Origin of the sequence: Streptomyces sp. NPDC056347 (assembly GCF_042262625.1) — a bacterium.
In the GTDB taxonomy this organism is placed as follows: Bacteria; Actinomycetota; Actinomycetes; order Streptomycetales; family Streptomycetaceae; genus Streptomyces.
On the sequence record NZ_JBHJQP010000033.1, the window covers coordinates 1 to 14,180 of the forward strand.

Genomic DNA, 14,180 nt, shown 5'->3' on the forward strand with positions numbered 1-14,180 from the left:
GGGGGGGGGGGGGGGGGGGGGGGGGCGCCCCCCCCCCCCGGCCCCGGCCCGCGCGCGCGGGCCCGCGGTCAGGCCACGGCGCCGGCGACTCCGGTGCGGCCGTCGGGGACGCCTGCGATGGTGACGACGGTCCGGGTGCGTACGTCCTCGCCGAGCACCCCGGTCAGGGCGTCGGTGACGGCGGTGACCAGGCGGGCGGGGGCGTCCGGGACCTCCGGCAGGTGATACGCCGCCTCCCGCATGCTGAGGGTGACGAGAGGGGCGTCGAGATCGGTCGGCTCGCCGCCGATGCCCCGGCGGTGCCGGGGGATGCCGATGAGGTCCACTCCGACGAGGCGGCGGAACCCCTCGCCGTAGACCGTGCCGACCGCGTCGGTCAGGGCGCCGATCAGCTTCGGTTCCACGGTTCCGTCGAGGGTCTCCTCGCGAATGTGCACGGTGAAGTGCGGCATGGCGGCAACTCCGTTCGGGGCATGGGTACTCTCGGAGAGTTCGCTTTGCGAACAAAGCGAAATATCTTTGATGGCAAAGATAAATGGGGAGAGGTGTGCGATGTCAAGGCCCGGGGCGCACGATGCCGTCGACGACGGCGGGAGCGGGGTCGACGACGCCGTCAGGACGTTGCTGCTGCTCATGCCCCGGATGGTGGGACGGGTCAAGAAGATCCCGGTGCCCGGGGCGCTGCAGTCCCTCGCGCTGGCGCCGCGCCATCTCTCGCTGCTCTCCTACCTGCTCTTCGACGGGCCGATGACCGTGAACGAGCTGGCGGCGCGGCTCCAGGTCGCGCCGACGACGGTGAGCCTGCTGGTCGGCGACCTGAGCCGGAAGGGAATCCTGGAACGGCGCGAGGACACGGCGGACCGGCGGCGCCGGATCGTCGCCATCGCCCCCGACCAGCAGCCCGCGATCACCGCCTGGCTGGCCCCGGGCGCGGCCGCCTGGCGCGAGGCGCTGGCCCCGCTGACCCCGGACCAGCGGCAGCTGTTCGTCGACACGCTGCTCGCGTACGAAGCCGCGGCCGGCGGCGCGGAACGCGGCTGAGCCGGGCCCCGCTCCTCACGGCCGCCAGGACACCCGGTGTTCCGCGAGGTGGGCCAGGACCGCGTGATTGGCCTCCCAGCCGTCGGGGAATTTGACCGTGACGCCGAGCTGGACCGGCTCCGTCGAGGGGTGTTCGTCCAGCAGCTCCGCGACGCCCGCCCGGCAGACCACGACACAGGCGTGCCGGTGGCGCGAGGCCAGCACGCACAGGCGGCCCGTCTCCAGGTGGAAGGCCGTGGCGTCGGGGCGGCCGGACAGCGGGTGCAGCACCACCGTCACGTCGAACTCGCGGCCCTGGAGCCGGTTGGCCGTGTCCACCGCGACGCCGCTCACCCCCAGCTCCGCCAGGGCCGCCCGTACCGCCGCCGCCTGGTCGCGATGGGCGGTGCCAACCGCGATCCGGTCCGCCGTCACCGGCACCGGGTCCGGCGAACGCTCGCTCGTCGCCAGACCGCCCCGGTCCAGCATCCGGCGGACCACCAGGGCCACCGCCCGTACCGCCTCCGGGTCGGTGCGCGGGGTGTGCCGGGCCGGCAGTTCGAGCAGCCCCCAGCCCGACTCCGCCGCCTCGTCCAGCACCCGGTCCGGGGCCGAACCGTCCGACGCCGCGACGAACGACAGCCGCCGGTCACCGTGGTCCGTCCCGCTGCGGAACCGGGTGTACGGGTAGAACGCGTCCGACACCAGCGGCGCCGCCGAGGCGGGCAGCCGCCACGACACCGGCAACCGGTGCTGCGGCAGCCGCGGATTGTGCGCCAGCAGTGTGGAGACCGCGCTCGCCGACGGGTCGTACGACAGCCCCGCCCACTGGTCCGCGCCCACGATCGAGAACGGGTCCAACTGCCCCGGATCGCCGACGAAAAGCGCCCGCTCGAAGAGCCCCGCGACGGCCAGCAACGCGTCCGAACGCATCTGGTACGCCTCGTCGACGATCGCATGGCCCCACGGCTCGACGTTCTTCACATGAGCCCACTTGGCGGCCGTGGAGATGACGACGTCGAGCCCGGCGAGATCGGCCGCCTTCGCCGACTTCCGTACGTTGTCCAGCCCGTCCAGCACCTTGTCGTACGGGTCGGAGTCGCTGCTGTGCAACCGGCCCACCGGCAGCTCCGGCTCCTTCTCCGCAAGCCGCACCACCAGGTCGTCGACCTGGGCGTTGGTCTGCGCGACCACCATCAGCGGGCGCCCGGCCGCCGCCAGCTCCAGCGCGGCGCGCACCACCAGCGTCGACTTGCCCGCGCCTGGCGGGGAGTCCACCACGATGCCGCGCTCCGTACCGCCCAGGGTGTCGGCGAGGATCGCCTCCGTCGCCCGCGCGGCCCGGGTGCCCGGATCGAGGCCGGGGCCGGGAACGTCCGTCGCGGCAACGGGCACAGCAGATGTCACAGCAGGTCCTCCGTGGTCACCGGGTCGGGATGCTCGGCATGCCCGGACGCGCCCGGCGGGCCGCCGTGCGTCCAGGGCGTGTCCTCCGGGTCGGGCAGCTTCGGGCCGCCGCGCTGCTCGTGCTCGAAGAGCGTCCAGGCGATCCGGTCACCCGGCCCGGGCACCGAACCGGGTGCCGGCTCCTTGCCCCGGCCCATCCGGTCCAGCACCCGCAGCACCAGGCCGCCGTCGTCGTCGTACGCCACGAACTCGGCGGCCTGCGGCCTGCCGTCCAGCGAGCGGTACACCCTGGTGCGCTCGCCCAGATGGGGCCGCTCCCGCGTGCGGACCGTGAGCAGCGGGCGCGGCGAGGGGCGCTTGGACTCGGTGTACGCCATCACCACCTCCGTCACCTCCGCCACGAACGCCTCACCGGCGAGCCGCCGCCCGGCCAGCACCAGCGGATCGTCCAGCGCCTCCTGGGCCTCCAGCTGGGCCTGCGCCGTCTCCCGCCCGGCCAGCTTCTGCGCCGCCGTCACCGCGTCGTCCCGGCGGGGCTGCGGCGGCTCGCCCGAGCGCACCCGGTCCCGGTGACCGGTGAACGACCAGCGGTCCCGCGTCCACCGCTCCTCGGCCCGGGGTCCCCCGGGCAGCTCCCGCAGCACGTCCAGCGCCTGCCACACCGCGTCCCAGGTCGGCCGCGTCACCCCGGCCAGCAGCGCCCCGATGTCCCGCTCGGCGGCGGACAGCTCGCCCAGCCGGGCATCGGCCGCCAGACCGTCCTCGGCCGCGGAGAGGGAGTTCCGCGCCCGGTCGTACCGCTCGACGGCGGGCGCCAGCAGCCGGTTGTCGAACGCCGGGTCCGTGGCCGGACCGGCCGGCGGGCACAGCAACTGCCCCTCGCCGTCCCGCCCCAGCTCCGCCCGGTACGCCGCCGCCGCGCCCGACTCGCCCGCCGGCGGGTCGATCCAGGCCAGCAGCGCCCCCAGGTGCTGGTCCTCCAGGCTGCTCTGCCCGGTCGCCCAGTGCCGGTTCAGCAGATCCGTCGCCGCCAGCAGCAGCGACGAGCCGGGCACCCTGGCCCGCTCCCCGTAATGCGTCAGCCAGCGGCCCAGCAGCGGCACCCGGGCGGGCGCCGGATACGGGGCGTCCGGATCGTCCTCGGCGGTGCGCCGGAACCGCGTCGAACGGCCCAGCAGCCGGACGTACTCGATGCCCGCCCGGCTCGGCACGATCAGCTGCGGCGCGTCCACGCACAGCTCGACCTCGACCTTGGCCCGCTTGCCCGTCCCCGGATCCGTCTCGTTCCGCTCGGCGGGCTCGACCACGTCCTCGTACGCCTCGATGTGCGGCAGCACCGCCTCGGCCAGCTCGGCGAGGAACGCGAACCGCAGATCCCGGTCGCGCGGCTGCGCCACCGTCAGCAGCCGGGGCGCGTCCCGGTCCGTCCCGACCAGCGCGCCCAGCGGAGCACCCGCCTCGCCCGCCGTGGTCAGCGGGACCAGCACCAGCGGCCGGTCCGTGAGATGGCGGTGGCGGACCGTGGCCAGCGGCCGCGCCCGGCCGCTCTCCACCGCCTCCAGCCGGGCCAGTGTGCCGATCAACGACATCCCGCACCGCCCTCCAGCGCCTCGGCCCGCAGCGCCGCCGCCCGCCGCAGCGCCGCGACCGTCGGGTCCGCCGGATCGCCCTCCTTGCCCGCGGCGGCCGCCAGCACCGCGCCCACCGTGGTCAGCCCGCCCAGCTCCCCGCGCACACTGCGCCCCAGCGCCTCCACCGCACCGGCCGCACGCGCCTTCGCCCGGCAGTGGAAGGCCAGCTCGCAGGCGGCCAGGCACTCCGGGGCGTACGCCGCGCCGACCGACTCCACCGCCGCGTCCAGCCGCTCGCGGGGGCACTCCGGATCGAAGGTGGTGCCCTCGGGCAGGGCAGCCGCGATGTCCTCGATCCGGGCCAGCCGGGTCAGCTGACGGCGGGTGACCGCGCGCTGCTTGCGCACATCCACCACCGAGGCGGTGGGCAGGTTGGAGAAGTCCTTCGGACAGACCAGCAGCACCCGGTGGCCGACCTCGGCGCCCTCGGTCCGCTCCGCGACCCGCTCCAGCGCCAGCACGTAGACGGCGGACTGGCGGGCCGCCGCGCCGACCTTCGCGGCGTCGGCGGAGCCGTCGATCATCGGGAACGACTTGATCTCCACGACCGTCCACGTGCCGTCCGGATGCACCGCCACCGCGTCCGGCTCCAGATAGGCGGGGGACCCCGCCACCTCCAGCGCCAGCATCGGGTGGTCCAGCAGCGCCCAGGCGCCCGCCCGCGTCGCCTCCCGCAACGCCAGCGCCGTACGCGCCGCACGGCCCTCGGGGCCCGCGGCCGACAGATCCGGCACCGCGACCTCGCGCGGCGGCTCCCCGCCGGGGGCGAGCCGCTCGTGCAGCAGCCGGATCAGCTCCGCGCCGCCGTCGGCCTTGACCCTGGCCTCGAAGGCGTTGCCCCGGACGAAGGCGAACTGCGACTGGCCGAACGGCGCCGGTGCGCCGAGCGCGGCCGCCAGCGCGGCCTTGTCGACCCCGGCCCCGTCCAGCAGGGCGCGGCGGCGGCAGCCGGGGTTGGCGGCGAGGGCGGCCAGTGCGCGGGCGTCCAGCGGACGCGGCGCGACCGCCGGTCCGCGCAGCTCAGCGAGCCGCTGCCGGAGTGTCGTCGCCGGCCGTTCCCGCTCCCGAGGGAGCGCCGGAACCGGCCCGGGGGGTGCCGCCCGACGCGGCGTCGACGGCGTCTGCGGAGGTGGTCCGCTGGCCAGGGATTCGCTCACCCGCCGAAGTCTCGCACCCGGCACTGACAATCGGGGATTCCGCACCGGAAACCGGGGATTCCTTACGGGTGGCCGGGGACTCGGCCTTCGGGGCGAGCCGCGGGAAGCGTACGGAGAACCGCTCCGCGACCCGGTCCGCGAACCGCATCAGCGGCCGGGCCAGCAGCGCCCCGACCCCCATCACGGCGGCGCCCGCCACCGCGTCGAGGAAGTAGTGGTTGGCCGTGCCCATCACCACGAGCACGGTGATCACGGGGTAGGCGACGCCCGCGGCCCGTACGTACGGGTTCCGGCCGTGGCGCCACAGCAGGATGCCGCACCAGATCGCCCAGCCGACGTGCAGGCTCGGCATCGCCGCGTACTGGTTCGTCATGCCGCCCATGCCGCGCGGGGCGCTGGCCTCGTTGCCCCACCAGCCGTACGAGCTGTACTGGGCCATGGTGTCGACGAAGCCGTGCCGGGCCTCCAGCAGCCGGGGCGGGCAGGTCGGCAGAAGTGTGAAGCCGATCAGGCCGAGCATCGTGGAGGTCATCAGCCAGGCGCGGGCCCGGCGGTAGATCTCCTGGCGGCGGCGGAAGAGCCAGACCAGGACGACCGGTGTGACGAGGTAGTGCAGGGAGGCGTACGCGAAGTCGGAGGGTATGCCTATGGAGGGGTGGGCGGTGAACAGCCGGTTCAGCGGATGCTCGAAGTTGATGTGGAGCGTCTTCTCCAGCCGCAGGATGCTCAGCCCGTGGTCGACGGCGGTCGACACGTCACCGCGCGCCACCAGACGGCCCGCCGAGTAGGCTCCGTACACCAGGGCCAGCAGCGGCAGCTCGGTCCACCAACGGGGCCGCGGGCGCGGCGCGGGCGCGGTGCGGGCATCCTGCATCCGGTAGCTCTCCATCATGATTTCATGCGACCGACGACGAGCGTTCAACCGTACGGTGCGATGCGGCCGTGATTCCCCCGGGGTCCGTATGGGCCCGGTGCGTGCGGATTCCTCCGCGGGGAGTGGGACGCCGCACCCGCCCGCGAGGTTGCCTCCCGATCATGTGCGGGATGATGGTACGACCGGATGACCGTGTCGTCCCGGTTCCCGGTCGAAGGTCACCGAACCCCGGCCCCCGAACACAGCCCAGGGAGGCCGTCATGGCACCGCGAATCCTGCTCGCCCGGCACGGCCGCACGGAATGGTCCGTCAACGGCAACCACACCGGCCGGACGGACATCCCGCTGCTCGACTCCGGCCGGGAGGGCGCGAAGCTCCTCGGCGAACGGCTGCGGCGCGCGCCCTGGAACGGGCTGCCGGACGTGGAGGTGCGCACCAGCCCGCTGCTGCGGGCCAGTGAGACCTGCGAGATCGCCGGGTTCGGGGACCGCGCCGAGCCGTGGGACGCGCTCCTGGAGTGGGACTACGGCGCGTACGAGGGGATGACCCCGGCCGGGATCAGGGCGATCCGGCCGGACTGGTTCATCTGGCGCGACGGCGTGCCGGACGGCGAGACCAGGGCCGAGCTGTCCGCCCGCGCCGACGAGATCGTGGCGTGGGCCCGCTCGGCCGACCGCGACGTACTGGTCTTCGGCCACGGCCACATCCTGCGGGCCCTGGGCGCACGGTGGCTCGGCGAGGACGTGTCGTTCGCGGCGCGCATCCGGCTCGACCCGACCTCGCTCTCGGTGCTGGGCTGGGCGTACGGCGCCCCCGCGATCGAACGCTGGAACGACACCGGCCACCTGGACGGCTGAGCGCCCTCCGGAGCGCTACACGGAGGCCGTCGCCGCGTACCGGTCCAGGAACTCCCGCACCTCGGCCGTGGCCCGCTGCGGCTTCAGCGTCTCCACGGCCGCCGCGAGCATCCCCCGGATACGGGTCGACTGGACGTGATCCAGCAGGTCCAGCACCTCGTGGCCGGTGGCCGCCGCCTCCTCGGCCCGGCCGGCGCGGGCCAGGTCCCAGGCCAGCTCGGTGCGGTACAGCGCGAGGTTGCGGGTGAAGTGCGGGTCCTGGAGCCGGGTGGCCCGCCGGGCGTGCCGGGCCGCCCGGGACCAGTCGCCCAGCGCCGACCAGCACTGCGCCTCCAGCATCTCCAGCTCCGCCTCCCGGAAGAAGCTCATCCACTCCGGATCGGAGTCGGACGGCCCCCGGCCGAAGGCGGTGAGCGCCCGGCCGATGGCCCGCTCGCAGCCCGTACGGTCCCCGAGCCCGGCCCGCCCGCCCGCCTCCCGCAGGGCCAGCAGCGCCTGGAGCCGGGGCGAGCCCAGCGGCTGCGCCGCCCGCTGCCCGGCCTCCGCCGCACGCACCGCCTCGCGGTGCCGCCCGGTGTCCCGGGCCAGGAACGACGTATTGCAGAACGCGTGTGCCTCCAGCGCCGGATCACCGGAGACCCGCGCCGTGGCCAGCGCCTCCGCGTAGTGCGAGCGGGCGTCCTCCAGCCGGCCCGAGTCGTGGGCCAGCCAGCCCACCGAGATGGCCAGCTCGCCGGCTCCGGCGTGCAGCCGGTCGGCGGTGGAACGCCGGGCGGCGGACCCGGAGTCCAGCAGTTCGTACGCCGCGCGCAGCGGGCGGGAGGCCTTGCGGTACAGGCCGTCGCCGCCGTGCCGGTCGTCGAGCAGCCGGATCTGCCGCACCGCCTTCTCGACGGCGCTCACCTCTTTCTCGCCGACCCGGCGGGGGTGGGGGAGTGTGGCGGCAGCGGCGGACGTGCCGCCGAGGCTCAGGCCCAGGGTCGCGGCCAAAGTGGTGCCGCTCGTCATGAATACGCGACGCAGCACGTCGCTCTCCTCGTCGGGGTTGCTGTGGAGCGTAGGGGGTGGTGGGGGGAAGGCGGTGGACCGTGCCGCCCGTCCGCGCACGGATTCGCGCGGTGAGAAGCCCAGGTCCGCCAGGGTCGTGCCGGGGAACATGTGCAGGAAGACCCGTTCGTACGCGTAGTTGGGGCAGCGGATCTCGCCGGATTCCACGCGTCCGATGTACCGGGCGTCGCACGCGACCTGCTCGCCGATCTCACGGGCCGATCTGCGTACGGCGGCAGCGAACTCCCCGGCGGAGCGCTGTCCGCGCAGCCGCCGGAAGGCGAGGTTGGGCACTGCCCCTGTCGACACCATGGACGGGACCTCTCTTCTGCAGCACCTCTGCAGCCGGGTCCCTTGTGTCCGGTGTCCCGGCGGATGACCCGACGGAGCTAAAACGTACCGGCTGTTGTGGATCACCACACACGACGTTTATGGGTAAAGAGGGCATTACGGGCGGGATCCGCCATGAACTGCCACCCTTTGCGGCGGCGTGGCACCGTAGCCCTTGACGCCGTCGGAGCGTTGGTCCATGTGACCACGGAATCCGGCTCCGCCCGGCGATGAGAGGAGAGGTCCCTTGTTGCATCTCGGCACGGAGACCGACTCACTGACCACTGCGACGACCCCTGCCGCCCCCGACACCCCGGTGTGCGCGCCGTTCCCCGAGGAGTACGGCCCGGCCCCCTGCGATCTGGTGACCGTACCGGCCCGGCAGGGGCTGGAGGCCGTGGACATCCTGCGCCGGGACACCGGGCGGGGCGTCGGGCCGGTGCTGCACGACGGCGCCTGCGACACCCTCGGCTTCCTGGTGCCGCCGGGCACCGCCGACGCGTGGGACGTGCCCGGCAGCGCCTGCACCCGGACCGCGGGCCGGGGGCTGCGCATCCCGGCCGAGCCGCCGGGCGCCGGCAACGACTGGCTGCTGCCGCCCGAGGCCGACTCCCCGGTCACCGACCCGACGGTGCTGCGGGCCGCGCTCGACCAGGCGGCCCGGCTCATCGAGGCCGCCGACAGCTGCAGCTGACCGCGCCGGCGGCCGTCGCCGGCCGCCGGGCCCGCCCACGCGCCGATAATGGGCAGGTGGGCGGGTTTCCCCGGCACGGCCGGTTCCGTACCGGTCCGGAGCGAAGAGCAGTGAGCGGGTACGAGCAGCGGTGGCACGTCGAGGTACGTCGTCGGACGGGAACGCGGGCGCCCGCAGACGGTCCGACCGGAAGGCCGGGGCAGGGAAAGGGGCGGGGAACGGAACGGGGAAGGCGACCGGGGGCCGGAGCGGGCGTGGGGCGGAACCCCTCGCCGAGCCGGTGGACGGCGCCCTCGCCGAACTCGTACCCGACCGGGAGCGGCCGCGCGCCTGGACGCTGACGCTGGACGGGGCCCCGCAGTCCCATGTGGACCTCGACGACCCCACGTACCTGTCCTTCGAGTACCAGCGCAGGATCGGCCACATCATCGACCTCCTGGCCCCGCCCGGGCAGCCGCTGCAGGTGGTGCACCTGGGCGGCGGGGCGTTCACGCTCGCCCGCTACATCGCCGCGACCCGGCCCCGCTCCACCCAGCAGGTCATCGAGGTGGACGCCGCTCTCGTCCAACTCGTCCGCCGGGAGCTCCCGCTGGACCCGCAGGCCAGGATCAGGGTCCGTGCCACCGACGCCCGCGCCGGGCTCGGGAAGATCCAGGACGGCTGGGCGGACCTCGTCATCGCCGACGTCTTCAGCGGCGCCCGCACCCCCGCCCACCTGACCAGCACCGAATTCCTCGCCGAGGTCCGCCGGGTCCTGAAGACCGGCGGGAGCTACGTCGCCAACCTCGCGGACGGGCCCCCGCTGGCCCATCTGCGCGCCCAGATCGCCACCGCGGCCACGGTCTTCCCCGAACTCGCGCTCGCCGCCGACCCGGCCGTGTGGCGCGGCAAGCGGTTCGGCAACGCGGTGCTGCTCGCCTCCGACCTGACGCCCCGGCTCGCCGAGCTGACCCGCAAGGTGGCCACCGACCCGCACCCCGGCCGCGTCGAACACGGGCGGGCGCTGGCCGACTTCACCGGCGGCGCCGTGCCGGTGCGCGACGCCGAGGCCCGCCCCTCCCCGGCCCCGCCGCCCGCCGCCTTCGGCTGAGGCCGACGGGGCGGGGCGTGCGGTCGTGCTCCCCGCCGCCCCTGGACCCTTGAACCCTCGATCCCTCGAAGGATCGAAGGCTCGAAGGGGGGAGGCGGGCGCGCCGCCCCCGACCGCCCCGCCGTGCCGTCCCCCGTTCACCTTCCGGCGGGCGGATGTCCGGGGGCGCGGCGGCCGGGCGCCGGGCGGTGCCGTGCGCGCCGTGCCGGGGCCTTGGGCCCGTACCGTCCGCCGGGCCGCGCCCTGGCCTGCGGGTTCTCCGTCCGGGGTGAAGTCGCCCCGGACGTATACGGATCGTGGCAAGACCCGGGCGGGACACGGTCCCGTGACTTGCCGGACACGCTCGGGCAACGGAAGCGTCTTCAACTCTTGACACCCACCCCTTCAAGGCAGGAACCTTCCGACATCGACGCGTGGGAGCGCTCCCACGTCGGGCGGGTCCCCCGCCCGCTCCCGTTCCCGCCGCCGGCCGCGCCGCGCGACCGGAACACCGAGCCCCACCCCGGCACGTCCCACCCGGAACAAGGAGTAGTGGAATGCGCATCACCCGCACCGTCGCCGGTCCGAGCCGCAGAGCCGCGGTTCTGGCCGTCACGGGCCTGACGGTCCCGGCCCTGTTGCTGACCGGCTGCAGCAGCGACTCGGACACGTCGGGGAGCAAGGGCCCCGACGCGAACGGGAACGTCACGCTGACGATCGCCGACTTCGGGCAGTTCGGCTACAAGGAGGCCGGGCTCTTCGCCAAGTACCACGAACTGCACCCGAACGTCACGATCAAGGAAGACGCCACCGCCGACGAGAAGGTCTACTACCCCAAGCTGCTCCAGCAGCTGAACTCGAACAGCGGGCTCGCCGACATCCAGGGCATCGAGGTCGGCCGGATCAAGGAGATCGTCGACACCAAGGCGGACTCCTTCGCCGACCTGAGCAAGATGATCGACGTCGACGAGTGGGTCTCCTGGAAGGCGAAGCAGGCCACCACCCCGAGCGGTGCGGTGATCGGCGCGGGCACCGACATCGGCCCGATGTCGCTCTGCTACAACACCGAGTTGTTCGAGAAGGCCGGGCTGCCGACCGACCGCGAGGAGGTCGCCAAGAAGGTCGCGGGCGGCTGGGAGGACTACCTCAAGCTCGGCGAGGAGTACAAGAAGAAGGCCCCCGCGGGCACGTACTTCATGGACTCCGCGAGCGCCATGTTCAACGCCGTGGTCAGCTCCAACGCCGAGCAGTACTACGACAAGAGCGGAAAGCCGATCTACAAGGAGAGCTCCAGCGTCCAGCAGGGCTGGAACCTGGCCGCCGAGGTCGCGTCCAAGAAGCTCTCCCAGGGTCTCGCCCAGTTCGACCCCAACACCTGGGTCCCCGCGCTGCGCAAGGGCACCGTCGCCACGGTGACCTGCCCCGCGTGGATGGCCGGGCAGATCTCGGTCAACGCCGGTGAGGGCAACAAGGGGAAGTGGGACATCACCACCGCGCCCGGCGCCACCGCCGCCAACTGGGGCGGTTCCTTCCTCGCCGTGCCCAAGTCGGGCAAGAACGTCGAGGAGGCCGGCAAGCTCGTGAAGTGGCTGACCGCCCCGGAGCAGCAGGCCGCCGTGTTCAAGGCGATCGGGGTCTTCCCGTCCAACAAGGGTGCCTACGAACTGCCCGACGTGAAGAACGCGAAGCTCCCGTACTTCAACGACGCGCCGATCGGGCAGATCTACGCCGACGAGGCCAAGACCATCCCCGAGGCGGTGCTCGGCCCGAAGGACGCCACCATCAAGGACACCATCTCCACCCAGATCACCAACATGGAACAGCGCGGCACCGCCCCCGACAAGGCGTGGAAGGCCGCGACCGACGCCATCGACAAGGCGATCGGCTGACCGCCGCCGGTGCGGGCACCGCCCCTCCCGGGGTCGCCCGCACCGGCCCGCCCACGCCCCGCTGCCCGAAGGCACGCCCCCCGCAACCCGCACACCTCGCGCCTCGCATCCCGCACCCCGTGCCTTGCGCCTCGCACCCCGCACCCCGCACCCCGCACCCCAGGGAAGGACTCCCGCCCGTGGCCACCTCGATCCCCACCCGGGACGCGCACGTCCCGCCACCCGGCGGATCTCCGCACGCCCCGGCCGGTGCCGCCCGGCGGACCTGGCGGAGCCGGCTGTGGCGTTTCGACGACAAGGCATCGCCGTACGCCTACATCGCCCCGTTCTTCCTGGTGTTCGGCGCGTTCGGGCTCTACCCGCTGCTCTACACCGGATGGATAGCCCTGCACCGGGTGGAGATGACCGGGCTGGACCGGATGGAGTGGGTCGGCTGGGAGAACTTCGGCACGATCCTGCGCGACTCCGAGTTCTGGACGGCCGTCACCAACACCTTTCTGATCGGCGTCATGTCGACGGTCCCGCAGCTGCTGGTCGCGCTGGGTCTGGCCCATCTGCTGAACTACCGGCTCCGCGCCAGCGCCTTCTGGCGGACCGTCGTCCTCACCCCGTACGCCACCTCGGTGGCCTCCGCGGCACTCGTCTTCGCCCTGGTCTTCCGGGCCGACGGCGGCCTGCTGAACTGGGTGCTGCACTTCGTCGGGCTCGGCGACACCAACTGGGCCAACGGCCACTGGACTTCGAAGATCGCCATCTCCGTCATCGTGATCTGGCGCTGGACCGGCTACAACGCCCTGATCTACCTGGCCGCCATGCAGGCCGTGCCGGCCGATCTGTACGAGGCGGCCTCGCTGGACGGCGCATCGCGCTGGCAGCAGTTCCGCAAGGTGACCATCCCCTCGCTGCGGCCCACGATCCTCTTCACGATCGTCATCTCCACCATCGGCTCCATGCAGCTCTTCGGCGAGCCGCTGCTGCTGGAGGGCGGCCGCCTCGGCGCCATCGGCGGCAACGAGAATCAGTACGAGACGCTCAGCGTCTACCTCTACAACTACGGCTGGAACCTCGGGCATCTCGGCCCGGCAGCCGCCGTCGCCTGGGCGATGCTCGCCCTCCTGCTGATCATCGCCGCGGCCAACTGGCTCGTCGGCCGCCTCGTACGCAAATCCGCGGTCTGACCGGGAGCGACACTCATGACCACGACCAGCCCCACCAGGACCCCGGACCCCACCGCCGCCGTCGATCCGGCCGGCCCGGCCGCCCGCCGCCGGGTGGCACGGCGCCCGATCCGCTTCCGGCCCGGCGCGGGACAGCAGCTGAAGGGCGGCCCGTTCGCGTACCTCGCCCTGGCCGTCGTCGGCATCGGCTCGCTGCTGCCGCTCTACTGGACGCTGGTGGCCGCGTCCCACACCCAGGACGAAGTCCTCGCCACCACCCCGCCGTTCCTGCCCGGCGGACGGCTGCCGCACAACCTCGAAGCGGCCTGGAACAGCGCCAACCTCGGCAAGGCCATCGTCAACAGCGTCGTCGTCTCCGGCTGCATCACCGTGGCGACGCTCTTCTTCTGCACCCTGGCCGGTTACGCCTTCGCCAAGATGCGCTTCCGGGGCCGCGGCGCGCTGATGACCGGCGTCATCGCCACACTCACCATCCCGCCGCAGCTCAGCGTCGTACCGCTGTTCATGATGATGTCCGACATCGGCTGGGGCGGAAAGCTGGAGTCGGTGATCTTCCCGACCCTGGTCAGCGCCTTCGGGGTGTTCTTCATGCGGCAGTACCTGAGCGAGGCGCTGCCCTACGAGCTCGTCGAGGCCGCCAAGATCGACGGCGCGAACAACTTCCGCATCGTGCTCAGCGTGGTGCTGCCGGTCGCCCGCCCCGCGATGACGGTGCTCGGCATGCTCACCTTCGTCCAGGCGTGGAACGACTTCTTCTGGCCCTACCTCGCGCTCAACCAGCAGAACCCCACGCTCCAGGTGGCCCTCGGCCAGCTGAGCGCCTCCTACACCCCCGATCAGAGCATCGTCATGGCCGGCGCGCTGATCAGCACACTGCCGCTGCTCGTGGTGTTCGTGATCTTCGGCAAGCAGATCGTCGGCGGGATCATGTCCGGCGCCGTCAAGGGGTGACACCGGCCCCTCCCGGCCGCCCCTCCCTGCCCCTGCCACCTGCCCCCCATTCCTTCGCACACCCTGGGAGCGCTCC

12 protein-coding genes are annotated in these 14,180 nt (G+C 73.3%); 7 read left to right on the top strand and 5 right to left on the bottom strand.

Features of this window, described 5'->3' with window-relative positions; translation table 11 throughout:
• Nucleotides 1–68 precede the first annotated feature (68 nt).
• The gene (locus ACFCV8_RS10725; protein WP_376684949.1) at nt 69–452 is read right to left on the bottom strand and encodes a hypothetical protein; all 384 of its coding nucleotides are present in this window, start codon (nt 450–452) and stop codon (nt 69–71) included.
• 100 nt (nt 453–552) lie between these two features.
• Between ACFCV8_RS10725 and ACFCV8_RS10730 the strand changes: the two genes are divergently transcribed.
• The gene (locus ACFCV8_RS10730) at nt 553–1,041 is read left to right on the top strand and encodes a MarR family winged helix-turn-helix transcriptional regulator (RefSeq protein ID WP_376684950.1); all 489 of its coding nucleotides are present in this window, start codon (nt 553–555) and stop codon (nt 1,039–1,041) included.
• A 15-nt stretch (nt 1,042–1,056) separates the two neighbouring features.
• Here the strand turns inward: ACFCV8_RS10730 and ACFCV8_RS10735 are convergent, their stop codons facing one another.
• The 3 genes from ACFCV8_RS10735 to ACFCV8_RS10745 all read right to left on the bottom strand — a co-directional run bounded on the left by ACFCV8_RS10735 (nt 1,057) and on the right by ACFCV8_RS10745 (nt 6,089).
• Nucleotides 1,057–2,427, bottom strand: a complete 1,371-nt coding sequence (locus tag ACFCV8_RS10735; RefSeq protein ID WP_376684951.1) for an AAA domain-containing protein — start codon at nt 2,425–2,427, stop codon at nt 1,057–1,059.
• Entirely contained in the window at nt 2,424–4,016 is a 1,593-nt protein-coding gene (locus tag ACFCV8_RS10740) for a hypothetical protein (RefSeq protein WP_376684952.1), read from the bottom strand. Before ACFCV8_RS10740 ends, ACFCV8_RS10735 begins: the two co-directional genes overlap by 4 nt.
• Before the next feature lie 1,062 nt (nt 4,017–5,078).
• Nucleotides 5,079–6,089, bottom strand: coding sequence for a phosphatase PAP2 family protein (locus tag ACFCV8_RS10745; RefSeq protein ID WP_376684990.1), 1,011 nt, complete (start codon nt 6,087–6,089; stop codon nt 5,079–5,081).
• A 260-nt stretch (nt 6,090–6,349) separates the two neighbouring features.
• Between ACFCV8_RS10745 and ACFCV8_RS10750 the strand changes: the two genes are divergently transcribed.
• The gene (locus ACFCV8_RS10750; RefSeq protein ID WP_376684953.1) at nt 6,350–6,946 is read left to right on the top strand and encodes a histidine phosphatase family protein; all 597 of its coding nucleotides are present in this window, start codon (nt 6,350–6,352) and stop codon (nt 6,944–6,946) included.
• Between the two features lie 15 nt (nt 6,947–6,961).
• Here the strand turns inward: ACFCV8_RS10750 and ACFCV8_RS10755 are convergent, their stop codons facing one another.
• Complete coding sequence (locus ACFCV8_RS10755; RefSeq protein ID WP_376684954.1) at nt 6,962–8,305, bottom strand: tetratricopeptide repeat protein; 1,344 nt, start codon at nt 8,303–8,305, stop codon at nt 6,962–6,964.
• 265 nt (nt 8,306–8,570) lie between these two features.
• On the opposite strand from ACFCV8_RS10755, the gene ACFCV8_RS10760 reads away from it, so the two are divergent.
• From ACFCV8_RS10760 to ACFCV8_RS10780, 5 genes are all read left to right on the top strand, one after another.
• On the top strand, nt 8,571–9,017 hold the full coding sequence (locus ACFCV8_RS10760; RefSeq protein WP_376684955.1) for a hypothetical protein: 447 nt from the start codon (nt 8,571–8,573) through the stop codon (nt 9,015–9,017).
• Nucleotides 9,018–9,147: 130 nt separating this feature from the next.
• Entirely contained in the window at nt 9,148–10,107 is a 960-nt protein-coding gene (locus ACFCV8_RS10765; protein ID WP_376684956.1) for a spermidine synthase, read from the top strand.
• 536 nt (nt 10,108–10,643) lie between these two features.
• On the top strand, nt 10,644–11,975 hold the full coding sequence (locus ACFCV8_RS10770) for an extracellular solute-binding protein (protein WP_376684957.1): 1,332 nt from the start codon (nt 10,644–10,646) through the stop codon (nt 11,973–11,975).
• 179 nt (nt 11,976–12,154) lie between these two features.
• On the top strand, nt 12,155–13,153 hold the full coding sequence (locus ACFCV8_RS10775) for a carbohydrate ABC transporter permease (protein ID WP_376684958.1): 999 nt from the start codon (nt 12,155–12,157) through the stop codon (nt 13,151–13,153).
• 15 nt (nt 13,154–13,168) lie between these two features.
• Nucleotides 13,169–14,104, top strand: coding sequence for a carbohydrate ABC transporter permease (locus tag ACFCV8_RS10780; RefSeq protein ID WP_376684959.1), 936 nt, complete (start codon nt 13,169–13,171; stop codon nt 14,102–14,104).
• Nucleotides 14,105–14,180 lie beyond the last annotated feature (76 nt).

Bases quoted from the DNA above. Each gene is read 5' to 3' on its own strand.
- ACFCV8_RS10730 (WP_376684950.1), top strand. From the start codon at position 553: ATGTCAAGGCCCGGGGCGCACGATGCCGTCGACGACGGCGGGAGCGGG.
- ACFCV8_RS10755 (WP_376684954.1), bottom strand. From the start codon at position 8,305: ATGGTGTCGACAGGGGCAGTGCCCAACCTCGCCTTCCGGCGGCTGCGC.
- ACFCV8_RS10780 (WP_376684959.1), top strand. From the start codon at position 13,169: ATGACCACGACCAGCCCCACCAGGACCCCGGACCCCACCGCCGCCGTC.
- ACFCV8_RS10740 (WP_376684952.1), bottom strand. From the start codon at position 4,016: ATGTCGTTGATCGGCACACTGGCCCGGCTGGAGGCGGTGGAGAGCGGC.
- ACFCV8_RS10725 (WP_376684949.1), bottom strand. From the start codon at position 452: ATGCCGCACTTCACCGTGCACATTCGCGAGGAGACCCTCGACGGAACC.
- ACFCV8_RS10750 (WP_376684953.1), top strand. From the start codon at position 6,350: ATGGCACCGCGAATCCTGCTCGCCCGGCACGGCCGCACGGAATGGTCC.
- ACFCV8_RS10770 (WP_376684957.1), top strand. From the start codon at position 10,644: ATGCGCATCACCCGCACCGTCGCCGGTCCGAGCCGCAGAGCCGCGGTT.
- ACFCV8_RS10745 (WP_376684990.1), bottom strand. From the start codon at position 6,089: ATGCAGGATGCCCGCACCGCGCCCGCGCCGCGCCCGCGGCCCCGTTGG.